Source organism: Paenibacillus sp. tmac-D7, assembly GCF_006519665.1.
In the GTDB taxonomy this organism is placed as follows: Bacteria; Bacillota; Bacilli; order Paenibacillales; family NBRC-103111; genus Paenibacillus_G; species Paenibacillus_G validus.
In genome coordinates this window covers 1-22,992 of record NZ_VIDW01000049.1, presented here as the reverse complement: position 1 = coordinate 22,992, position 22,992 = coordinate 1, and the positions used below count along the sequence as shown (strand labels likewise).

At 56.3% G+C, this 22,992-nt stretch carries 23 protein-coding genes; 17 read left to right on the top strand and 6 right to left on the bottom strand.

The window, feature by feature from the left end:
* Nucleotide 1 precedes the first annotated feature (1 nt).
* From purB to purD, 10 genes are all read left to right on the top strand, one after another.
* Nucleotides 2-1,297: an adenylosuccinate lyase gene (purB, locus tag FKP33_RS22830; protein WP_054800265.1), complete on the top strand. Its 1,296-nt coding sequence runs from the start codon at nt 2-4 to the stop codon at nt 1,295-1,297.
* Nucleotides 1,298-1,316: 19 nt separating this feature from the next.
* Nucleotides 1,317-2,210, top strand: coding sequence for a phosphoribosylaminoimidazolesuccinocarboxamide synthase (locus FKP33_RS22825; protein WP_141336445.1), 894 nt, complete (start codon nt 1,317-1,319; stop codon nt 2,208-2,210).
* Between the two features lie 52 nt (nt 2,211-2,262).
* Nucleotides 2,263-2,511, top strand: coding sequence for a phosphoribosylformylglycinamidine synthase subunit PurS (purS, locus tag FKP33_RS22820; protein ID WP_054798097.1), 249 nt, complete (start codon nt 2,263-2,265; stop codon nt 2,509-2,511).
* A 21-nt stretch (nt 2,512-2,532) separates the two neighbouring features.
* Nucleotides 2,533-3,228: a phosphoribosylformylglycinamidine synthase subunit PurQ gene (gene purQ, locus FKP33_RS22815; RefSeq protein WP_054800264.1), complete on the top strand. Its 696-nt coding sequence runs from the start codon at nt 2,533-2,535 to the stop codon at nt 3,226-3,228.
* Nucleotides 3,206-5,449: a phosphoribosylformylglycinamidine synthase subunit PurL gene (gene purL / locus FKP33_RS22810; RefSeq protein ID WP_141336444.1), complete on the top strand. Its 2,244-nt coding sequence runs from the start codon at nt 3,206-3,208 to the stop codon at nt 5,447-5,449. Before purQ ends, purL begins: the two co-directional genes overlap by 23 nt.
* Nucleotides 5,434-6,963 (top strand): amidophosphoribosyltransferase, encoded by a 1,530-nt coding sequence (gene purF, locus FKP33_RS22805; protein ID WP_141336443.1) that lies wholly within the window; start codon nt 5,434-5,436, stop codon nt 6,961-6,963. Before purL ends, purF begins: the two co-directional genes overlap by 16 nt.
* Nucleotides 6,964-7,459: 496 nt before the next feature.
* Nucleotides 7,460-8,500: a phosphoribosylformylglycinamidine cyclo-ligase gene (gene purM, locus FKP33_RS22800; protein WP_141336442.1), complete on the top strand. Its 1,041-nt coding sequence runs from the start codon at nt 7,460-7,462 to the stop codon at nt 8,498-8,500.
* A complete protein-coding gene (purN, locus tag FKP33_RS22795; RefSeq protein ID WP_141336441.1) occupies nt 8,497-9,111 on the top strand; it encodes a phosphoribosylglycinamide formyltransferase in 615 nt (204 codons plus the stop codon). The genes purM and purN overlap by 4 nt, the downstream gene beginning before the upstream one ends.
* A 152-nt stretch (nt 9,112-9,263) precedes the next feature.
* Nucleotides 9,264-10,805 carry a bifunctional phosphoribosylaminoimidazolecarboxamide formyltransferase/IMP cyclohydrolase gene (purH, locus tag FKP33_RS22790; protein ID WP_141336440.1) on the top strand — a complete coding sequence of 514 codons (1,542 nt, stop codon included), beginning with the start codon at nt 9,264-9,266 and terminating at the stop codon, nt 10,803-10,805.
* 15 nt (nt 10,806-10,820) lie between these two features.
* On the top strand, nt 10,821-12,089 hold the full coding sequence (gene purD / locus FKP33_RS22785; protein ID WP_127608575.1) for a phosphoribosylamine--glycine ligase: 1,269 nt from the start codon (nt 10,821-10,823) through the stop codon (nt 12,087-12,089).
* Between the two features lie 72 nt (nt 12,090-12,161).
* Here the strand turns inward: purD and FKP33_RS27855 are convergent, their stop codons facing one another.
* From FKP33_RS27855 to FKP33_RS22770, 4 genes are all read right to left on the bottom strand, one after another.
* Nucleotides 12,162-12,290 carry a hypothetical protein gene (locus tag FKP33_RS27855; RefSeq protein ID WP_258313533.1) on the bottom strand — a complete coding sequence of 43 codons (129 nt, stop codon included), beginning with the start codon at nt 12,288-12,290 and terminating at the stop codon, nt 12,162-12,164.
* Nucleotides 12,291-12,366: 76 nt separating this feature from the next.
* Nucleotides 12,367-13,242, bottom strand: a complete 876-nt coding sequence (locus tag FKP33_RS22780) for an ABC transporter ATP-binding protein (RefSeq protein WP_141336439.1) — start codon at nt 13,240-13,242, stop codon at nt 12,367-12,369.
* A gap of 42 nt (nt 13,243-13,284) precedes the next feature.
* A complete protein-coding gene (locus FKP33_RS22775; RefSeq protein ID WP_127608573.1) occupies nt 13,285-14,340 on the bottom strand; it encodes a FecCD family ABC transporter permease in 1,056 nt (351 codons plus the stop codon).
* Entirely contained in the window at nt 14,337-15,347 is a 1,011-nt protein-coding gene (locus FKP33_RS22770; RefSeq protein WP_054800263.1) for a FecCD family ABC transporter permease, read from the bottom strand. The genes FKP33_RS22775 and FKP33_RS22770 overlap by 4 nt, the downstream gene beginning before the upstream one ends.
* A gap of 241 nt (nt 15,348-15,588) precedes the next feature.
* Between FKP33_RS22770 and FKP33_RS22765 the strand changes: the two genes are divergently transcribed.
* The 5 genes from FKP33_RS22765 (at nt 15,589) to FKP33_RS22745 (ending at nt 19,764) form a co-directional block, all read left to right on the top strand.
* Entirely contained in the window at nt 15,589-16,584 is a 996-nt protein-coding gene (locus tag FKP33_RS22765) for an ABC transporter substrate-binding protein (protein WP_141336438.1), read from the top strand.
* A gap of 172 nt (nt 16,585-16,756) precedes the next feature.
* Entirely contained in the window at nt 16,757-17,185 is a 429-nt protein-coding gene (locus FKP33_RS22760; protein ID WP_054798618.1) for an RrF2 family transcriptional regulator, read from the top strand.
* A gap of 79 nt (nt 17,186-17,264) precedes the next feature.
* Complete coding sequence (gene trxA, locus FKP33_RS22755) at nt 17,265-17,579, top strand: thioredoxin (protein ID WP_054798617.1); 315 nt, start codon at nt 17,265-17,267, stop codon at nt 17,577-17,579.
* 195 nt (nt 17,580-17,774) lie between these two features.
* The gene (locus FKP33_RS22750; protein WP_054798616.1) at nt 17,775-18,545 is read left to right on the top strand and encodes a dioxygenase family protein; all 771 of its coding nucleotides are present in this window, start codon (nt 17,775-17,777) and stop codon (nt 18,543-18,545) included.
* Between the two features lie 88 nt (nt 18,546-18,633).
* Nucleotides 18,634-19,764: a DUF3048 domain-containing protein gene (locus tag FKP33_RS22745; RefSeq protein ID WP_258313532.1), complete on the top strand. Its 1,131-nt coding sequence runs from the start codon at nt 18,634-18,636 to the stop codon at nt 19,762-19,764.
* On the opposite strand, the gene FKP33_RS22740 is transcribed toward FKP33_RS22745, so the two are convergent.
* Complete coding sequence (locus FKP33_RS22740; protein ID WP_141336437.1) at nt 19,758-21,041, bottom strand: hypothetical protein; 1,284 nt, start codon at nt 21,039-21,041, stop codon at nt 19,758-19,760. The genes FKP33_RS22745 and FKP33_RS22740 overlap by 7 nt on opposite strands.
* Nucleotides 21,028-21,594: an RNA polymerase sigma factor gene (locus FKP33_RS22735; RefSeq protein WP_054798612.1), complete on the bottom strand. Its 567-nt coding sequence runs from the start codon at nt 21,592-21,594 to the stop codon at nt 21,028-21,030. Before FKP33_RS22735 ends, FKP33_RS22740 begins: the two co-directional genes overlap by 14 nt.
* Nucleotides 21,595-21,889: 295 nt before the next feature.
* On the opposite strand from FKP33_RS22735, the gene FKP33_RS22730 reads away from it, so the two are divergent.
* Entirely contained in the window at nt 21,890-22,534 is a 645-nt protein-coding gene (locus tag FKP33_RS22730; RefSeq protein ID WP_141336436.1) for a TetR/AcrR family transcriptional regulator, read from the top strand.
* The coding region (locus FKP33_RS22725) for a DUF4188 domain-containing protein (RefSeq protein WP_141336435.1) at nt 22,534-22,992 on the top strand (459 nt) is incomplete at its 3' end. The genes FKP33_RS22730 and FKP33_RS22725, both read left to right, overlap by 1 nt.

Genomic DNA, 22,992 nt, shown 5'->3' with positions numbered 1-22,992 from the left:
CATGATCGATCGTTATACCCGGCCTGAAATGGGCGCGATTTGGACGGAAGAGAATAAATTCAAGGCTTGGCTGGAAGTGGAAATCTTGTCCTGTGAGGCGTGGGCGGAACTCGGCGTCATTCCGAAGGAAGACGTTGCTGAGCTGCGCAAGAACGCCAGCTTCGACATCGACCGCATTTACGAAATCGAGCAGGAGACGCGTCACGACGTGATCGCCTTCACCCGCGCGGTATCCGAGAAGGTTGGCCCGGAGCGCAAATGGGTGCATTACGGCTTGACGTCGACGGACGTCGTTGACACGGCGCTCGGCTACCTGCTGAAGCAAGCGAACGACATTTTGGAAAAAGACATCGTGAACTTCATCGAAATCGTGAAGGAAAAAGCGATTGCCTATAAAGACACGCCGATGATGGGACGCACGCACGGGGTGCATGCGGAGCCGACGACGTTCGGTTTGAAAATGGCGCTTTGGTATGAAGAAATGAAGCGTAACCTGGAGCGTTTCCGCTTTGCGGCGGACGGCGTGCAGTTCGGCAAAATTTCCGGCGCGGTCGGTACATACGCCAACATCGATCCGTTCGTCGAAGAATACGTCTGCGGCAAGCTCGGCACGAAGCCTGCTCCGATCTCGACGCAGACGCTGCAGCGCGACCGCCACGCGGAATACATGGCGACGCTGGCACTGATCGCTACGTCGCTGGACAAGTTCGCGACGGAAATCCGCGCTTTGCAGAAGAGCGAATTCCGCGAAGTCGAAGAACCGTTCGCGAAAGGCCAGAAGGGCTCGTCGGCCATGCCGCACAAGCGCAACCCGATCGGCTGCGAGAGCATCTCGGGTCTGGCTCGCGTCATCCGCGGCCACATGATCTCCGCTTACGAGAATGTGACGCTGTGGCATGAGCGCGATATTTCGCATTCCTCGGTGGAGCGAGTTATTTTGCCGGATGCGACGATTCTTCTGAACTACATGCTGAACCGTCTGGGCAACATCGTGAAGAACTTGACCGTGTTCCCTGAGAACATGAAACGGAATATGCAAAGCACGTACGGCGTGCCGTTCTCCGGCCGCGTCATGACGAAGCTGATCGACAAGGGCTTCAGCCGCGAGCAAGCGTACGACACCGTGCAGCCGCGCGCCATGCAGGCGTGGGAAGAGCAGCGTTCGTTCCGCGAGATCGTGCTGAGCACGCCGGCGATTACGGAGGCGCTGAGCGTGGAAGAGATTGAGGATGCGTTTAATCCGAGCTGGCATTTGAAGCATGTCGATACGATTTTCCGCCGTCTCGGCTTAAGCTAAAAGGGAGGCCATTCACGTCATGGGAGAGAAGGCAACAACGGCGATTTCGAGCGCGCAAGAGTATGTCAAGGCGCCGCTTTTATATAAGGGCAAAGTGCGGGAGCTGTACGATCTCGGCGAGCACTTCCTGATTGCGGTCACCGACCGGATTTCCGCGTTCGACTGGGTGTTAAGCCCGGCCGTGCCGGATAAGGGAAACGTGCTGAACTCGCTCAGCAAGTTCTGGTTCGAGCAGACGGCGGCCATTCAGCCGAACCATGTCGTGCATGCGGATGTGGAGCGTTTGGGCGATATCATCACGGATGCGGATGTGATGAAGGACCGCTTCATGGTTACGAAGAAAGCGGAGCGGATCGACATCGAGTGCGTCGTGCGCGGGTATATTACCGGCGGCGGCTGGCGTCAGTACCAGAAGTCGGGCGAAGTGAACGGCCACAAGCTGCCGGAAGGGATGCGCAAGAACGAGCGGTTCCCGCAGCCGCTCTTCACCCCCGCGGCGAAGAACGACGTCGGCCACGACGAGGACATTTCGATCGAGCGGATGAAAGAGCTCGTGGGTGCGGAATTGACCGAGCAGCTGCAGGAGAAGAGCATCCGGCTGTACGAATTCGCGCATGCGTTTTGCGCGGAGCGGGGCATCATTTTGGCGGATACGAAGTTTGAATTCGGTCTAATTGACGGCGAAATTATTCTTATCGATGAAATTTTCACTCCGGATTCTTCGAGATTCTGGGACAAGACGAAGTACGAGCTCGATATCGAGATCGACGGGATGGATAAAGAACCGGTTCGGACGTATTTGTCCGGAACGGATTGGGATAAGAACAGCGAGCCGGACCCGCTGCCGCCGCACGTGGTGGAAGAGACGAGCCGGCGTTACCGTGATATTTACAACCGTTTGGTGCAGGGCTAAAGAATAGACGCGCAAGCGACATTAAACCATTTTGCGGGAGGTACTTTTTTCGATGTTTAAAGCGACCGTGTATGTAACAATTAAGCAAAGCGTACTGGATGTGCAGGGAACCGCCGTGCAAGGCGCACTGCACACGATGGGCTTCGACGAGGTAAGCAGAGTGCGGATCGGCAAGTATTTGGAAGTGGAACTGAACACGAACGACCGCGCGGCGGCCGAGGAGCGCTTGAAAGCGATGTGCGAGAAGCTGCTTGCGAACACGGTCATCGAAGATTACCGTTTCGAGCTGGTTCAGGCTTAACCAAAAGGAGGAGCGAAGGCGATGAATTTCGCGGTACTGGTATTTCCCGGCTCCAACTGTGACATCGACTGCTACAAAGCGGTAGAGGACACTATCGGACAGCCTGTTGATTATGTGTGGCATACGGAAACGGATTTGTCGAAATACGATTGCATTCTCGTACCCGGAGGGTTTTCCTACGGCGACTACCTGCGCTGCGGAGCGATCGCCCGTTTTGCGCCGGTTATGAATGCGCTGGTGGAAGCGGCGGCTCAAGGCAAATACGTGCTGGGCATCTGCAACGGTTTTCAAATATTGACGGAAGCCGGACTTCTCCCGGGAGCGCTGCTGCGCAACAACTCGATGAAGTTCCGCTGTCATTCGGCTTTGCTGCAAGTGGAGAACGCGGATACGCCGTTCACGAAAGAATATGCGCAGGGCGAGCTCATTGACATCCCGATCGCGCACGGCGAAGGCAACTACTACTGTGACGACGCCACGCTGGCAGAGCTGAAAGCGAACAACCAAATCGTGTTCCGTTACGAGGCGGGCAACAACCCGAACGGTTCCGTTGAAGATATCGCGGGCATCTGCAACAAAGCGGGCAACGTGCTCGGCATGATGCCGCATCCGGAGCGGGCGATCAGCGAGATTCTGGGTTCGGCGGACGGCCGCCGCATGTTTACATCGATTTTGAGCACTTGGAGGGAAAAGCATGGCGCAGCAGCTATCGGCTAAGGAGCCAACGGCTCAGCAAATCGAAGAGCAGAAGGTGTACAAGCAGTTCGGCGTATCGGATGCGGAGTATGAGAAAATCTGCGGATTCCTCGGCCGTAAACCGAATTATGTAGAAATCGGCGTGTTCAGCGTCATGTGGTCTGAACACTGTTCCTATAAAAATTCCAAGGTTGTGCTGAAAAAGTTTCCGACCACCGGCCCGCGCGTTCTGATGGGGCCCGGCGAAGGCGCCGGGATCGTCGATATCGGCGACAATCAGGCGGTTGTATTCAAGATTGAAAGTCATAACCATCCTTCCGCGGTAGAGCCTTACCAAGGCGCAGCGACGGGTGTGGGCGGGATTATCCGCGATATTTTCTCCATGGGCGCGCGTCCGGTTGCGGTTCTGAATAGCTTGCGGTTCGGACGGTTGACGAACGACCGCGTGAAATATTTGTTCGAGCATGTCGTGTCGGGGATTGCCGGTTACGGCAACTGTATCGGCATTCCGACGGTCGGCGGCGAGATCATGTTCGACGAGAGCTACGAAGGCAACCCGCTCGTTAACGCGATGTGCGTGGGCCTCATCGACCATGACAAAATCCAGAAGGGTGTGGCCAAAGGCGTCGGCAACCCGGTGTTCTATGTCGGACCGGCAACGGGCCGCGACGGCATTCACGGCGCGACGTTCGCATCCGAGGACTTGACGGCGGAATCCGAATCCAAGCGTTCGGCCGTGCAGGTGGGCGATCCTTTCATGGAGAAGCTCGTGCTTGAAGCTTGTCTGGATTTGATCAATTCCGGTATCGTCGTCGGGATTCAAGATATGGGCGCCGCGGGCTTGACCTGCTCGAGCGCGGAGATGGCAAGTAAAGCCGGCAACGGCATGGAATTATATTTGGATGAGGTGCCGCAGCGCGAGGAAGGCATGACGCCTTACGAGATGATGCTGTCCGAATCGCAGGAGCGCATGCTGTTCGTTGTTAAGCCGGAGCATGAAGCTCAGGCAAAAGCGATTTTCGAGCGTTGGGGCCTGCACTGCGCGAAGGTCGGTAAAGTAACGGACGACGGCAACCTGAAGCTGTACCATAAAGGCGAGCTGGTCGGCAACATGCCGGTTACGGCGCTGGTCGACGAGTGCCCGATGTACCATAAGCCTTCGGCGGTGCCTGCGTACTACGAGGCGAATGCTTCCGTCGATACGACGCGTTATGCCGAAGTGACGGACTTGAACGGCGCTTTGCTGAAGGTGCTGGCGTCTCCTACGGTTGCGAGCAAAGAATGGGTTTATAACCAATACGATTACATGGTGCGCACGAGCACGGCGGTTCAGCCGGGTTCCGATGCGGCGGTCGTTACGATTCGCGGCTCCCGCAAGGCATTGTCGATGTCGACCGATTGCAACGGCCGTTACGTGTATTTGGATCCGGAAGTAGGCGGACGCATCGCCGTCGCGGAAGCGGCGCGCAACAATGTGTGCTCCGGCGCCGAGCCGCTCGCGATTACGGACAACCTGAACTTCGGCAGCCCGGAGAAGCCGGAAATTTTCTGGCAGCTGGAGAAAGCGGTCGACGGGATGGCGGAAGCTTGCCGCAAGCTGAATGCGCCGGTGATCGGCGGTAACGTCAGCTTGTACAACGAGAACGCCAAAGGCGCGATTTACCCGACGCCGGTCGTCGGCATGGTCGGCTTGGTGCACGACGTCGATCATATTACGACGCAAGGCTTTAAGCGCGAGGGCGACGTCGTCCTGCTGCTGGGCAACACAAAAGCGGAGCTGGGCGGCAGCGAGTTCCAGTACGTCGTACACGGCGTGACGGAAGGACGTCCTCCCGCGATCGATTTGGACGAAGAGAAAGTTTTGCTGGATGCGGTGCTCAGCGCGATCCAAAGCGGACTTGTCGCTTCGGCGCATGACTTGTCCGACGGCGGCCTGGCTGTCGCATTGGCGGAAAGCTGCATGAGCGGCCGTATCGGGGCGAAGGTTAACTTCGCGAGCGAACTGCGTGCGGATATCGCGCTGTTCAGCGAAAGCCAATCGCGGATTCTGCTCAGCGCTTCGGCGGATAAAGCCGGCGAGCTTGAGAAGCTGTTGGTATCGCGGGGCGTGCCGGTACAAGTATTAGGTACGGTCGGCGGCGAGAAGCTGGAAGTTTCGGTGAATGGCGTTTCGGCCATCGATGCATCTGTAACACAACTAGAAAAGGTTTGGAAGGATGCGATTCCATGTCTGATGAACTGATCGTCGGCGGACAAGGAGCAGGAGTTAGAGTGAACGGGACCGGAGCTGTGCGGCAGCTCTGGACCGGGAACTTTTATAACGAAGGCATCAACAGCCATGACGGCTTGTTCGACAAATTGCGCGAGGAGTGCGGCGTGTTCGGGGTGTTCGGACATGTGGAGGCTGCTTCCTTGTCCTATTACGGCCTTCATGCGCTTCAGCATCGAGGGCAGGAGAGCGCGGGCATCAGCGTAACCGGCGGGGAGTCGTTCAACTACCACCGGGGCATGGGACTTGTGAAGGAAGTATTCAACAACGAAAACCTCGCGACGTTGAGCGGTACCTGTGCGATCGGGCACGTGCGCTACTCGACGTCGGGGGAGAGCAAGCTCGCGAACGCGCAGCCGCTCGTCTTCAAATACCGCGAGGGCGATCTGGCGATTGCGACGAACGGTAATTTGACGAATGCGCCGGACATCAAGAAGCGTCTGGAGCGCGAGGGCTCGATCTTCCAGACGACGAGCGATACCGAGGTTGTGGCGCACTTGATCGCCCGCTCGAAGCATGACGACATCGTGCTGGCCGTGAAGGATGCGCTGCTGCAGGTGGAAGGCGCGTTCGCGTTCCTGTTTCAGACGCGGGATAAGCTCATCGTGGCTCGTGATTCGCACGGCTTGCGTCCGTTCGTGATGGGGCGGCTGGGGACGGCGCGATTGTTCGCCTCCGAGTCCTGTGCGTTCGACGCTGTCGGCGGCAAGTTCGAACGGGATATCGAGCCGGGCGAGCTGCTGATTCTGGATTTGAAGACGGGCGCGGTGACGTATGACCGGTTCTCGCCGGTTAAGCAGCGCGCGATCTGCGCGATGGAATACATCTACTTCGCGCGTCCGGACAGCGACATTGACGAGACGAACATCCACTCCGCCCGTAAGCGGATGGGCCGTCAGCTTGCGATGGAAGCGTTCGTGGACGCGGATGTAGTAACGGGCGTGCCGGATTCTTCGATTTCGGCAGCCATCGGGTATGCGGAGCAGACGGGCATTCCGTACGAGCTCGGCTTGATCAAAAACCGCTATACCGGCCGGACCTTTATCCAGCCTAGCCAAGAGCTGCGCGAGCAGGGCGTGAAGATGAAGTTGTCTGCGGTGCGCAGCATCGTGGAAGGCAAACGCGTCGTCATGATCGACGATTCGATCGTGCGCGGCACGACTTCGCTTCGCATCGTGAACCTGCTTCGCGAAGCGGGCGCGTCCGAAGTGCACGTGCGCATCAGCTCGCCGCCGTTCGCCAACCCGTGCTTCTACGGGATTGATACGCCGAGCCGCCAAGAGCTGATCGCGGCGGTGAAATCGGTGGAAGAGATTCGCCAGGCGATCAACGCCGACTCGCTGCATTTCTTGACGAAGGACGGGCTGCTGGCCGCGATCGGACGTCCGAACGGCGAGTATAACCGCGGTCACTGTACCGCCTGTTTCGACAATCACTACCCGACGCCGGTGCCGGATGAGGCCGCTCTCGGCTGCGGCTGCGACTAGGGAGAAGGTTCCGGAAGTTCGTTCCTTGCTGAAGAACCCTTGTCAGTCTTCTTCCCCGAAGCAGTCGGCGGAAATTATGAAAATAAGGCATCCAGAAGCCTGTACTGTAGGGCTAAAGAGCACGGAAAAAAAGGCTGAAGGCCGTATGGCCCCATTAACGGCTTAACAATATGGAGCTTAGAGCGGTCGCCGCCGCATGGCCGGCCGCCGTTCCCTTTATCCCCGCGCAGGTTCCTGCGCAAATCTTTTGACTTTGGCTGTTCGAGCTTGGGGTAGGCGGAGGCGAAGGTTGATGCACGTTACCGGATATAAGCTTCCGAAGCCGTTTTCCCGCAGGAAAACGCGGAGCTGCCTTTGAAAATGAGTTCTTGCCGCAAGGTAAGCCTGAGGAACTCATTTTCAAGAGCGGCCGGAGGGAAACAGCGTGTACATGCAAGCCAAAGCCATACGTTCTCCAGGAGCGAAGGTCATTCCCATTCTGAGGAGGAAAAACGAAGTGTCCGATGCATATAAACAAGCCGGGGTCGACATCGCTGCCGGCAATGAAGCGGTTGAACGCATGAAAAAGCACGTGAAGACGACATTCCGTCCCGAGGTGCTGACGGATCTCGGCGGCTTCGGCGCGCTGTTCGGCCTGAATAAGGAGAAATACGAGGAGCCGGTGCTCGTATCCGGAACGGACGGCGTCGGCACGAAGCTGAAGATCGCGTTCGCGATGGACAAGCACGACACGATTGGCGTCGACGCGGTAGCCATGTGCGTGAACGATATTATCGTGCAGGGCGCGGAGCCGCTCTTCTTCCTCGACTATCTGGCTTGCGATAAAGTCATTCCCGAAAAAATCGAGGCTATCGTCAAAGGCATCAGCGACGGCTGCGTACAAGCAGGCGCGGCGCTAATCGGCGGCGAAACGGCAGAGATGCCGGGTATGTACAGCGAAGGCGAGTATGACATTGCCGGCTTTACGGTTGGAATCGTCGACAAGAAGAAGATCATTGATGGAAGCACGATCAAGCCGGGCGACGTCGTGCTGGGTCTTGCTTCAAGCGGCGTGCATTCGAACGGGTTCTCACTGGTGCGTAAGCTGCTGCTTGAACAGAAAGGCTACAGCCTGCACGACACGATCGACGCGCTCGGGGAACGCCTCGGCGATACGCTGCTTGCGCCGACGAAAATTTATGTCAAACCGGTGCTCAACGTCCTGAACGAAGTGCCGATCAAAGGAATGGCGCATATTACAGGCGGCGGTTTCCTGGAAAACATTCCGCGCGTGCTGCCGGAAGGCGTGAACGTGGAAATCGACTACGGATCCTGGCCGATTCTGCCGATCTTCGAATTGATGCAGCGCGAGGGCGGCATCAGCCATAACGACATGTTCCGTACCTTTAACATGGGGATCGGGATGGTGGTTATCGTGTCGGAGGAGGATGCGGCGAAGGCGGCGTCTCTGTTTGAACAGCACGGCGAGAAGGCCTACACGCTCGGACGCGTGACGGCGGGTACGCGAGTGGTGACGTTTAACGGGGCGGACGTATGAGTTCGTCACCATTTCGAATCGCCGTATTTGCATCAGGCAGCGGGAGCAACTTCCAAGCGATCGCAGATGCGGTGAAAGCAGGGCAGCTCGATGTTCGCATCGAGCTTTTGGTTTGCGACCGGCCGAAGGCGAAGGTCGTGGAACGGGCGCAGGCGGCCGGCGTGCCGGTGCATGCGTTCCGGCCGAAGGATTACGAGTCGCGCGAGCACTACGAGCAAGAAATATTGGCGCAGCTGCAGGAGAAGCAAGTCGATTTAATCGTGATGGCCGGTTATATGCGGTTGATCACAAGCGTGTTGGTCAAGCCGTTCTACGGGCGGTTGATTAATGTGCATCCGTCGCTGCTGCCTGCTTTTCCAGGGGTGAATGCAATCGGTCAGGCGCTTGACTATGGGGTGAAGGTGACGGGGGTAACCGTTCACTTTGTAGACGGCGGCATGGATACGGGACCGATCATCGCTCAGGCGGCGCTGGAGATTCAGCCGGGAGATACGGAAGAAACGGTCGCGGAGCGGGTACACCGCATCGAGCACAAGTTGTATCCGCAGGTGATCGGCTGGATTCGCGATGGCAAGGTGCGATTGAACGGACGGCATGTCGAGCGCGTCTAGGAAGCGTAGATCGCCCGGGCAGCCAGGTGCGGTCAAAGAGAAATCAAGAGCGGAAAAGAGCAGTAGACAAAGAACGGGAAAAAGGGCACTTGGGCGTTCGCACGCGTGCCATTTATGGAAGAACTTATACGATGAGGGAGGCACCAACCAACGTGGCTATTAGAAGAGCATTAATCAGCGTCTCGGACAAAACCGGCATTGTGGAGTTTGCCGGCGAACTCGCCAAACTGGGCGTGCAAATCATTTCGACAGGCGGCACGCAATCGCTGCTCAAAGAGAAGGGCGTGCCGGTTATCGGCATCTCCGAAGTAACGGGGTTCCCTGAAATTCTGGATGGACGCGTCAAAACGCTGCACCCCGCCGTACATAGCGGACTGCTGGCGATTCGCGACAGCGAAGAGCATCAAGCGGCGATGAAAGAGCTTGGTCTCGACTACATCGACCTTGTGGTCGTCAACCTGTATCCGTTCGCCGAAACGATCGCGAAACCGGATGTTACCTATGAGGATGCGATCGAGAACATCGATATCGGCGGACCGACGATGCTGCGTTCGGCGGCGAAAAACCATGCGTTCGTGACCGTTGTCGTCGATGCTGGCGATTATTCGGCCGTCCTGGAAGAAGTCAAAGCCGCAGGCGATACGACACTGGATACGCGCAAGCGCCTCGCAGGCAAAGTATTCCGCCACACGGCGGCTTACGACGCGCTCATCTCCGATTACTTGGCGAAGCAAACAGGCGAACCGCTGCCGGAGAAGCTCACCGTCACTTACGAGAAAGTACAAGACCTTCGCTATGGCGAGAACCCGCATCAGAAAGCGGCGTTCTACCGTAAGCCGCTCGCTCCGTCCGGTAACATTACGACGGCCGAACAGCTGCATGGCAAGGAGCTGTCTTATAACAACATCAACGATGCAAACACGGCGCTGCAAATCGTTAAAGAATTCAGCGAACCGGCCGTTGTTGCGGTTAAACATATGAACCCTTGCGGCGTCGGTATCGGCACCGACATTCACGAAGCCTGCCAAAAAGCTTACGCAGCCGACCCGGTCTCGATCTTCGGCGGCATCGTTGCGGCGAACCGGACCATCGGCAAGGAAACGGCGCTCTTGCTTCATGAAATTTTCCTTGAAATCGTCATCGCGCCGGATTTCAGCCAAGAAGCGCTCGACATCCTGAAGCAAAAGAAAAATATTCGACTGCTGCAAGTCGGCGACATCAGCGGGGCGAAAAAAGCGGAAGCTATCATCACGACCGTCGAAGGCGGCATGCTGGTGCAGGACAGCGACGCTTACCAGCTCACTGAAGCGGATCTGCGAATCGTGACGGAACGTCAACCGACCGAGGCCGAGCTGAAGCAGCTGTTGTTCGCTTGGAAAGTTGTGAAGCATGTGAAGTCCAATGCGATCGTGCTCGCGGCGGACGACATGACGATCGGTGTAGGCGCCGGTCAAATGAACCGTGTCGGCGCAGCCAAAATCGCCATCGAGCAAGCCGGGGACAAAGCGCAAGGGTCCGTGCTCGCCTCCGATGCGTTCTTCCCGATGGGCGATACGCTGGAGCTTGCGGCTAAAGCAGGCATCACCGCGGTGATTCAGCCGGGCGGCTCGATCAAGGACGAAGAATCGATCCGCGTCGCGAATGAGCACGGCATCGCTATGGTGATGACGGGCGTGCGCCATTTTAAACACTAAGGGGAGCGTAGCCAGATGCGGATATTGGTAGTGGGCGGCGGCGGCCGCGAGCATGCAATTTGTTGGGCGCTGAAAAAAAGCCCGAAGGTGAAGGAGCTGTACTGTGCGCCGGGTAACGGCGGTATCGCCCAAGTGGCGGAGTGCGTGCCGATTCCGGTTAACAAGTTTGAAGAGATCGCGCAATTCGCGATCGATCATACGATTGACTTAGTCGTCATCGGACCGGATGATCCTTTGGCCGAAGGCATCGTCGATCATTTGGAAGCGAAAGGGTTGACGGTTTACGGACCGCGCCAGAACGCCGCTATTATTGAGGGCAGTAAAGTGTTCACCAAGCAGCTGCTCAAAAAGTACGACATCCCGACCGCAGCGTACGAATCGTTCGATTCGTACGAGCCGGCACGGGCTTATTTAAACCAATTGCGTGCGCCTTATGTCATCAAGGCCGACGGCCTCGCGGCAGGTAAAGGCGTCATTATCGCGCAATCGATCGAAGAAGCGGATCAAGCGCTTCAAGACATTATGGTCGCGAAAGTGTTCGGCGAGTCAGGCAACCAGGTCGTCATCGAAGAGTTCCTGACGGGCCAGGAGATGTCCATTCTTTCCTTCGTCGATGGCGAGGTGGTGCGTCCGATGGCGGCTGCTCAGGATCATAAGGCCGTTTATGACAACGACCAGGGTCCAAATACAGGCGGGATGGGTACGTATTCTCCTCTGCCGCATATCCCGCAATCGATCATCGACGAGGCGATCGAAACGATCATTAAACCGACGGCGAAAGCGATGGTGGCCGAAGGACGCCCATTCCGCGGCGTGCTGTTCGCGGGATTGATGCTTACGCCGGAAGGTCCGAAAACTATCGAATTCAACGCGCGCTTCGGAGATCCTGAAACGCAGGTCGTGCTGCCGCGGTTGAAAACCGATTTGCTGGATATTTTCCTCGCCACGGTCAACGGCTGTCTGGATCAAATGGATATCCAATGGAGCGACGAGGCCGCCGTATGCGTCATCCTCGCTTCGCCGGGATATCCGGCGGCGTATCCGAAAGGACTTCCGATCGAAGGGCTCGAGGACGCGGAGAACGAACCGGATGCGCTCGTGTTTCACGCCGGCACAGCGGTTCAAGGCGGACAGCTCGTCACGAACGGCGGCCGCGTCATCGGCGTGACGGCGCTCGGATCGAACATTGCGGAGGCCCGTGCCAAAGCGTATGCCGCAGCCGACCGGATTCGTTTCGAAGGCAAGCACTACCGTACGGACATTGCGAAGAAAGCGCTCGTGTAACTCAAATAGAAGTCAAAAGCCGGAGCAGAAGGACAATTCCTTCCGACTCCGGCTTTTTGTATAGGCGGGCGGCTACTTTCTTCCGCTGCCTTTGATCACGATTTTATCCCAATACTTATAGACGCAAATGCCGGCGATGACGGTTCCTGTAATGAGCAGCGCAGAAAGCCAATATTGATTCGCGTAATCGGCCAACGTCATGACGCAGCCCTCCTTCCACGATTACACTTAGCTTGCCCAACAAGCGATGCAGATTATGTGGCGGAGGAAATGCTGTTTAAACCGGTTGTTCTTCCCGCATGGCCGCTGTCGCCGCGGCTGAAGCTGCGGTCACGGCAGCATCGGGGACGAAGTCTTGGAAAACGGGCTGCTTGCCCCGGCCGAAAGGTACGACCATCGGCGTACCGAACAACGGGTCTTGGATCACCCGGCAATCGAGATCGAACACGGTCGCGATCAACGATTCGTCGACAATATCTTGAGGCCGTCCTTCGGCGCACACCTTGCCGTTCTTAATGGCGACGATGTTGTGAGCGTACCGGCAGGCGAGGTTGATGTCATGCAGCACCATCACAATCGTCCGCTGCTCCTGTTCATTCAATTGATGCAGCAGATCGAGTACTTCGATTTGGTGTGCCAAATCGAGATAAGTCGTCGGCTCGTCGAGCAGGATGGTGGGCGTTCCCTGTGCCAATGTCATGGCAATCCAAGCGCGCTGGCGCTGTCCGCCCGATAACGAGTCAACCGTACGGTCGGCAAGCGGCGTCATGTGGGTGAGCTCCAGGGCACGCTGCACCATCGTTTCGTCTTCCTTCGACCACTGCTGCAGCCAGTTCTGGTAAGGGTAACGGCCTTGCTTTACGAGCTGAAGCACCGTTAGTCCATCCGGAGCGGCGGGGCCTTGCGGAAGAATCGCCATGCGGCGCGCAATCTCTTTGGTAGCTAAGGAAGCGATGTCGCTGCCGTCCAATACGACCTGACCCTTTTGCGGCTTCAGCAGCCGGGCGAGGGAACGCAGCAGGGTCGACTTGCCGCAGCCATTGCTGCCGATGAAGACGGTGATTTTTCCTTTTGGCAAACTCAGGTTGAGGCTCTCGAAGATGCGGGTATCCCCGTAGCTTAGGCAGAGTTCGTTGGATTGAATGGCGGTCATCGGGATCGCTCCTTTGGTTAATGGGATTGCCGTTTATAGGCTTTATCGGTTACTGTTACGGTTACGGTACAATAAGAAAATGAATAAAGGCGCGCCGACGCTGGCGGTGAACACGCCGGCAGGAATATCGAGCGGCGGGGCGATCGTACGTCCGGCCAAGTCGGCAAGCAGCAGCAGAATCGCGCCAATCAGCGCCGAGACGGGCAGCAGGGCGCCGAAGCTCGGACCGACGAGGCGTCGCGCCATATGCGGAGCCATCAGGCCGATGAAGGTAATCGCGCCGCCAAAGGCGATTGCTGTGCCGCCGAGCGCTACGCTCAGCAAGATCAGCAACAACCGTTGGCGCTGCACGCTGCTGCCGACGCTGCGGGCGACGTCTTCGCCAAGCTCCTGGACGTTAACGTGTCGCGCAAGAAAGAACAGAATCGGCATCAGTACGAGCACCCATGGGAAGAGGGGCGTTACAGCCTTTTCCCAGGAGACGCCGTAGATGCTGCCGGTCATAAACGTCAGTGATTGGTTGGCGAGAACGACGGGACCCATAATCATCATCATATAAGAGATCGAGTTCATGGCTGCAGTCATCGTAATGCCGATTAAGACGAGTCTCAGCGGCGAGACGCCCTTCTTCCAAGAGAGCGTGTAGATGAGCAGGGTTGCGGCCAACGCGCCGATAATGGCGAACAGCGGAAGCCAATGAATGCTTAAGCGTTCGGCGAAAAAGAAGAAGAACGAAACAGCGCCAAGCACGGCGCCGCCGGTGATGCCGATATTGTCCGGCGACGTCAACGGATTGCGTACGACCCCTTGCAGAATCGCACCGGAGACGGCCAGCGACGCTCCGATCAGAACGGCTGTGATGATTCGAGGCAGACGAAGCGATCGGATAATGAGTTCATTCGAGTCCGTCCCGTAACCGAATACCGAGCGAATGACTTCGCCGGGGGCAATGTACAGGCTTCCGATTCCTGTGCATAAAATCATCACAGCAACGGTTGCCACGAGGAGCAGCAGGCCGGCGACAAGCGCTTTCCGGTGAATCAGGAACGAGTAAAAGCTGCTGCGTAAGGTAATGTAGCGGCTGCGCGAGCTGTTCATCGAAGTAGTCCTCCCTTGCGCGCGATGTAAACGACAAAAGGCACGCCCATTAAAGCGGTGGTGACGCCAACGTGCACCTCGGTCGGCATGGCGATATATCTCGCTCCCAAGTCTGCGGTAACGAGAAGCAAGGCGCCAAGTACGGCGCAATACGGGATGACCCAGCGATGATCGATGCCAATCAGGAAACGCACAATATGCGGAATGATAACGCCGATAAACAGAATCGGGCCGGCAACGGCGACGGAGCCGCCGGCCAGCAGCACGATGACGACGGCCGCAGCCGCTTTGATCAAGACGGTGCGTTGGCCCAAGCCTTTGGCCACGTCGTCGCCCATCGACAGCACGTTCATATGGGGCGCCAGCACAAGCGCTCCGATCATAGCGACGGCGATGTACGGGAGAACGGCCGTCAACATGTCCATCGTACGACCCGACACCGAACCGACAAGCCAGAACAACACCTGGTCGAAAGCTTTGCCGTTGGCGAGCAGGATCCCTTGCGTCAGGGAGAAAAAGAATGCGGATATAGCCGAGCCGGCGAGCGTGATCTTAATTGGAGTCATCCCGTCGCGGCCGACGGAACCGAGCAGATACACGAGCACCGAGCTGACCGCTGCACCAAGAAACGCAATCCACGTGAAGGCTACTAAACCGGATACATTGAAGAAAGCGACGCATAGTACGATGGCGAACGAAGCTCCGGCATTCACGCCGAACAGGCTGGGTGAGGCGAGCGGGTTGCGGGTGATGGCCTGCATCAGCGCACCGGCTACCGCCAGGCTGCCGCCGACGATCGCGGCAATAAGCGATCGTGGGATACGGGATGAGCGAATAATCAGATTATCGTTGGTTTCCGTGTAGGCGGTGAACGAGGAGACGATGCGTTCCCATGAATAAGTGGTGACGCCGTATTTCACGCTGGCCAGCATGGCCAGGGCGAGCAGCGCAATAGCTGCGAGTAGTCCGATAATGCGAAATGTTGTCGTATGTAAGTAGGTTTGCATGAATGTCTGGCCCGCTTCCTTTAATGCATATAATGAAAAATTAATAAAATCGATAATGGAGGCTATGTCTCATTTTATGAGAATGGTTCTCGTAAGTCAATGATTTTGAGAATCATTATCAAAATTTTTATTGACAACGAATGAAGGAACGATTACGATAAACGAGGCAAAGATGATAATGATTATCATTCTTTTCCGCTAAAACCATCATTGATCATCAAACGGGGGGTTTACACGTAACATGAAGACATTTATTCAAGCCAAATCGATGACGCTGCTTGCCGTCATTCTAATGGTAGGACTCGTTCTGTCCGCCTGCGGCACGAAACCGGCTGCTCCTGCGGAAACGAACAATACTGCAGGAGGGAAGACGGAAACGGCAACGCCTGCTGCTGCTCCTCATAAAGTGAAACACGCGATGGGCGAAACGGAAGTGCCGGCTAACCCTAAACGCGTCGTCATCCTGACAAACGAAGGAACAGAAGCGCTGTTGTCGCTTGGCATTAAGCCGGTCGGCGCGGTTAAGTCGTTTACCGGCAACCCGTGGTACGACCACATTAAGGCCGACATGGAAGGCGTTACGGTGCTGGGTGAAGAGGGACAGCCGAACATCGAGCTGATCGCTTCACTGAAGCCGGACCTGATCATCGGGAACAAGATGCGTCAAGAAAAAATTTACGAGCAGCTTAAAGCGATCGCTCCGACCGTGTTCTCCGAAACGCTGCGCGGCGAGTGGAAGAGCAATTACCGTTTGTATGCCGAAACGGTAGGCAAGAAGGAAGAAGGCGAGAAAGTGATCGCCGCTTTCGACAAACGTACTGAGGAATTCAAGGCGAAAGCCGGCGACAAGCTGCAGCAGAAAGTGTCCGTTGTGCGCTTTATGGCGGGCAAAACGAGAATTTATTTATCCGATACGTTTACGGGCATCATCTTCAAACAAATGGGCATTGCCCGTACGACGGTAAAAGCGAAAGATACGTTCGTCGAAGAAATTACAAAAGAGCGTCTTCCTGAAGCTGACGGCGATATCATCTTCTACTTTACTTATGAAACCGGCGATGACAAAGGAAATCAGCAAGAGAAGGATTGGACTAACGATCCGCTCTGGAAAAACTTGAACGCCGTAAAGAACGGCAAAGCATATAAAGTGAACGACGCGATCTGGAATACGGCGGGCGGCGTTAAAGCGGCCAACCTGATGCTGGACGAATTGTTCAAAATTTACGAAATTAAATAATGACTCATGAGAACCGTCACCTTTCTTTTTAGAAACGTGACGGTTCTTTGCTTGCAAAGGGGTGTATAACATCGGAAGCGACCATGCAAAATAGGAGGGACAGGCAAAGGGTTGACAATAGTATCTGTTATAAATATAATTACAGTATACGAAGCAGGAGGGGGACGGCGGCATGAACAGCGAATTCACGATTGCAGTGCATAGCTTGGTACTGCTCGCCTATCGCTCCGACCGCTCCGCAACCAGCGAGTATATCGCGGATAATGTAGGTACCCATCCGGCTCGGGTTCGCAAAGTATTGAGCTTTCTGAGGAAAGCCGGTTATGTGGTGACCAAAGAGGGCAGCGGCGGCGGTTACACGCTGGCGTGCGACCCGGATGAAGTGTCGCTGGCGGAAATTTATTGCATCACCTCTATAGGTTCGATCAAGCCTTCCTGGTGTTCGGGCGATGAGGAAGAGGACTGCATGATCGCCTGCAACATGGCCGATGTGATGGATGGGATTTTTTCCGAGGCGGAAGAGCGCATGATGACATACTTGGAGCAGCTCAAAATTAGCGATGTGCTCGAGCGTGTGCGTGTTCAAGCCAGCAAAAAGTAACTTTTTTGCGATCTAACTGTTATTATTTTATAAACAGTTTGATATAGAGAACTTCATTTAATAAAAGGAGAGATAAACGATGGCGATTGTAAATGCGAAAGACAGCGATTTTGGCCAAACCGTAAAGGAAGGCGTCGTGCTCGTCGATTTCTGGGCCCCTTGGTGCGGACCGTGCAAAATGATTGCGCCGGTCTTGGAAGAACTGAACGGTAAGCTTGGCGATTCGGTGACGATCGCGAAGGTGAACGTGGACGACAACCCGGAAACGGCCGGGAAGTACGGCGTCATGAGCATTCCGACGCTGAAGCTGTTCAAGGACGGAGTTGAAGTCGGGACGCAAGTAGGTTTCCGCCCTCTGTCGGAGCTGGAAGCTTGGGTGCAAGGCCAGCTGTAAGAGTATCGAATGAACCGAAGAGACCGGCAAACATCGCATCGATGTTTGCCGGTCTCTTCGGCGTTTGGCCCGATTTGCGCGATGCAGCAGGAATTGGGAGCGGAAGAACGGAATATTGTAGGTAGATGATTTTGGGGGAGAAAGGACGCGCCTGTCGTGTCTGTGATCCCGATTCCGGAAAGGAGTTCAGCCTGTATGCTTCCTTCCTTGTTCGTTGCCCATGGGGCTCCGACGCTTGTAACCGATCGGCTCCGCTACACCGGGTTTCTCCAAACGCTGGGACAGAAGCTGCCCAAGCCGCGAGCTATCGTTCTGTTCAGTGCACATTGGGAAGCTGCGGTGCAGCAAATCGGCTCCGCCGTGCGTTATACAACGATCCATGATTTCTTCGGTTTCCCGGACGCCTTATATGAGATCGAATATAGGGCCCAAGGCGACATTGCGCTTGCGCTGCAAATTCGGGAACTGCTGGAGAAGGAAGGCGTGGCAGCCGAGCTTGACGACCGACGCGGGCTGGATCACGGAGCCTGGAGCGTCTTGAAGCTGATGTATCCGCAAGCGGATGTCCCCGTTGTATCGATGTCGGTTCATGCCGGTCTCGTGCCCGAGCAGCAGTACAGAATCGGCCGAGCGCTGGCCGCCTTGCGGAAGCAGGACGTGCTAATTATGGGCAGCGGCGGTACGGTTCATAATCTGAACCGGCTTGCTTGGGACAGCGGGGACGTCAGCGCGTGGGCGCTCGAATTCGACGAGTGGCTTGGGGAGCGGATCGAGACGTGGGACATCGATCGGTTGTTTCGTTATGACGCGGAGGCGCCGTTCGCGAAAGAGGCGGTGCCTCGGTCGGAGCATTTCGTGCCGCTGTTGATCGCCATGGGCGCGGCGCATGAAGGGAAGAAGGCGAAGCTGCTGCACCGCCAGTATCAATACGGTTCCTTGTCATTAAGCTGTTGGATGTTCGGTTAATGCTTGATTCATCCGCTTCTATTTGTGAAGTTGATAGAATATAGATTACTAGAAGCTACAAGAAGACAAGCGAACGAGGTGAGCCTTAATGGACAAAAGGTCAGCGGACCGGGAGAAGGCCTGGCAACGAAAGACGGGATGGAAGCGCAAAGGCGGCTTTGCGCTGCTTGCTTGCGCTATGGCGCTGTCGGCAGCGGGTTGCAATGCGGATGATGGCGCAACAACTGTACCGGAGGCGGCGGAGACGGCAAAGCCTGTCCTGAAGCAAGAGGAGCCTCCGGCTCCTGCACCGAAGGCTGCGTATCTGGCGCCGCTCACCGGCGTAGAGACCGCGGAGAAGAACGAATCCCGGCCGGTTATGGTAGTCATCAACAATGCGCCGCAGGCGCGTCCGCAGAGTGGGCTGCAGCAGGCTGATTTACTGTACGAGGTGCTCGCTGAAGGCGAAATCACCCGGTTGATCGCGCTGTTTCAGAGCAGCGCTTTCACGGGCGACATCGGACCTGTCCGCAGCATTCGTCCTTATTTCATCAGTATCGGTAAATCGTATGGCGCGATTCAAGTGCACGCGGGAGGCAGTCCGGACGGTTACGAGACGATCAGCCGCGAGAGAATCGAGAACCTGGACGAGATCACGAACGCGGGCCCATACTTCTGGAGGGAGAAATCCCGGAAAGCTCCGCACAACTTATATACGAATTTGACAAATATCCGCGACGGCGCCGGTAAACGGGGTCTCAAGGATCAAGGACCGACGGCGCCCGTTTATTCGTTCGCCAAGCCGGAAAGCGGCGCGGTTGAAACGATGGGCAGCGGGGCGAAGGAGGCGCGCAAAGTCGATGTGACGTTCCTGGTGAAGTCGTACCGGGTGTCCTACGAGTATGACGAAGCGGCGCGCAATTACAAGCGTTCGATTAACGGCAGCGCGCATAGCGATTTGAATAACGGAGAGACGTTAACGGCGACGAACGTCGTTGTCCTGGGCGCGGTGCATCGCATTCTCGATAATGAAGGCCGCCGCGACGTGAAACTAATGGGGCAGGGGACGGCCGTCTTGTTCCAACGCGGCATGGCTAAATCCGTGGAGTGGAAGCGGGAACGCGAAAACGACCCTATTCGCTTGTACGATCAGGGCCGTGAAGTTTCGCTGCTTCCTGGGCAAACGCATATGCTTATCGTGCCGAACACGCCGACGTTTGAGGAACACGTCGTTTATTGAGTAAGGAACGCGGAGACGTTCTTCTTCCACGGATCGATGTACGGGTCGGTCGCCCAATGCGCCATAATGACCGACTCCTGAGGTTTCAGCTCGACGGTCAGGAGCGGGTTCGGCAGCAGGACGCCCTTATAAGGATACACGATCAAATGGCGGTCCGCGACGACAAGGACGACATCGAGGTTCGGCGAAGAGTAGGCGTCGACGGCGGCCGGTTGAATGCGTTTGATTTCCCCCCACTCGGGAACTAACCGATCATGGGAAACGACTTCCGCCGGCAGCGACATCGGCACATCCTTCAGACGATAGGATTGGCTGTCGCCGCTCGCATCGTTCTCATAGGAAGCGACCTTCGCAATCCAGCGGCCTTGTTGACGAGCGATCGTCCAGCTCTCCCCCCAGGTGTCGGTTGACGCATGCTTCGGCTGAAATTCGCTCGGCATAAGCGGGAGGTATGGGTCCAGCTGCTGGAGCGCAGGCTCGACGGCCGTGCCGAAAATGTCCTTCAGCTTCACATGCGGCTGCTGTAACGGCGGCTCATCGGGGTTAGAGGAGCCCGCGAGTTGCGGCACGTCTTTCACCCATACAAACCGGGAACTCCGTAAATCGCCTTTCTTATCCCGGGTCATGACCTTCTGCTCCACGGCGATGTAACGGTTGCCGACGAATAGAAGCTTTTCCGTTAAGGCCGCGTTAGACAGGGCTGCGACCTGTTTGGCCGACTGGTCGGCTGATCTGGAGGAGGCGGCGAGCGCTGCGCTCCAGTAGACGTAAGCGCGGCCTTCCCCGTTTACGGTGCGCGCTTCTCTCAAGCGCCAGAAGTCCATTTTATACGGCATGAGGATGCCGGGGCCTTGGCTTATCACTTTCAAACGGCTGTCATCCGGCGCGATTAACAGCGTGCGGTATTCGCTCTTTTCTTCCGTCGGTTCGGCGGTTTTCGTATCGGTTCGCAGACCGACCAGGAGCGCCGTTCGGACGGTCGACTCGAAATCCGGCACGACCTGCGAGGCCGTAGCTGCCATAGGCGCTGAATCCAGCGTTGAGGCGGGAGGCATGAACCATAGGTCGCCTTCCACCGCAAGGAACAGCAAGGCTGCAGCGGCCGCAGCCCCTGCACCGGCGAGCCAGGGACGAATTCGGCGGACCGTCGGAGAGGAAGGGGCTTCCGCGGTCATGATGCGTTCTTCGATTCGTTTGCGCAAAGCATCCGTAAACCCGTCCTGGGCAAACGGGCCGTCGGACAACTCCTGTTTAAGTTCCTTGTCAATCGGATCCAATGCGACGACTCTCCTTCAACCTCGAAATTTTGTTCCGCGCATGAAACAGCCTCGATTTCACCGTTCCTTCGCTCACGCCGAGCAGCTCCGCAATCTCCTTCATCGATAACTGATGGTGGGCGAACAAGATCAATACCTCGCGGTATTTCACCGGAAGCTTCAACACCAAGTCCCACATTTCGTTTACCGTCAACTTGGACATCACCTCTTGCTCGGTTGAAGCCGTAGCCTGCTCTTCCCGGGCGGTGAACGCGTCGACAAGCGTCACTTTGCGGAGGAAAGCCGATTTGCGGTAGTCGAGGGTCATGTTGCGGGTGATGGCGAGCAGCCATGTCTTGACCGAAGATTCACAGCGAAACGAGTATAAATTCCGGTACACTTTCAGGAACACTTCTTGCGTAATATCATCAGCCTGATCCCACTTGCGTGTGATGCTGTAGGCATAATTCCATACATCCTTACCGTAAGCGGTCATCAGCTCCTGTAAGATCGCCTTCTTGTCGGAGCTGTCGGACAAATACTTTAAATATTCAAAATTCACATCCGATTCCAAAACAGACACCTCAAGTCTTTTGACGATCTTACCATGGCTAAAGTTCAATGAAATAGTCGGAACAGCAATTGAAGGGTGACATCGCCAGTGCTTTTCTTACCAGTTTACTTGGATCGTCCCTATTAATAAAGAGGTATTTAAAGTATCGGAGTGAAGAGACACGTGGTCAGGCAGCACCGGCGCTCTAACGGGCGTATAGCCTTGAGCCTGAAAATAGGTTGATCCCTTGACATAAAAATTAACTTAAGTTAATTTATTTATATAAGTTAACTTTAATATGGAGGGGGAACGAACCATGAATACGCGGCAGATCTCTCTGCGTGAGCTCAAGAAAGCGCGGGCCAAGCTGGCGATCTACGAGGCGAGCTTAAGCTTGATCGGGGAACGGTCTTTTCGCGACATGACGGTCGAGGATGTTTGCCGGAAAGCGGAAGTGTCGAAGGTGACGTTCTTCAAGTTTTTTCGGCAAAAGGAAGATTTGTTGATTTATTTCATGAGGGTATGGCTTACCGAGCGGCTGATCGAGCTGAAGGAGAACGGTAAGAAGGGGTTCGACGCGATCCGTCATTTATTTCTCCACATTCAGCGGTCGAGTGCCGAGAGGCCGGGGTTGATGCTGGCTTTGATCGGGTTTTTGAGCGAGTTGAAAATGCATCCGTGCATGCCGGAATTGAGCGAAGCCGAGGTTCAGCTGCTGTTTCCGGGAAATCCGGAGCTGGGGGGACGGGAGCCCCGTATGGATGCACTGTTTGAGAGATCCGTCCGCGAGGCGGCGGAAGCCGGCGAATTGAGGCAGGGGGTAACGCCGCTTGAGGCTGCGAAGGTGCTGGTGACGATTTTCTACGGTGCCTATTTGTCGGCGCATATGTTTCAAGAGCGCGACCTGCTTGCTCATTACGAGCGGCATTTGTCGTTATTAGGCGAAGGAGGTCATTCGTAATGGCTGCTGTAGTGCCCGGTCGTTATACGGCCCAAATCGAAGGTTCGTTCGTGGTGTTCATTATCGGGGTTCGGGTGAATAAGCTGTGGGCGGTTCGCGATTGGCTACCGATTATTAAGGCGATGCCGCCGATGCTGAAGGAGCTGTACACGCATCCGGAGCTCGGCTTCCTGCACGCGGAATATTTCATAACGCTGCGGGGACCGATGATCGTGCAGTATTGGCGGTCGTTCGAGCAGCTGGAGCAGTATGCGCGGCAGGGCGCGTTTCATCTTGACGCCTGGCGCATGTTTAACCAAAAGGTCGCGGCCAGCCGCTCCGTCGGTATTTACCACGAGAGCTACCTCGTCCCGGAGGGCCGGTACGAATGCGTGTACCATCACATGCCTGTGATGGGGCTCGCGAAAGCGGGGCGGCACGTACCTGCAACGGGCCCCCGCGAGACGGCCGCGCGCCGC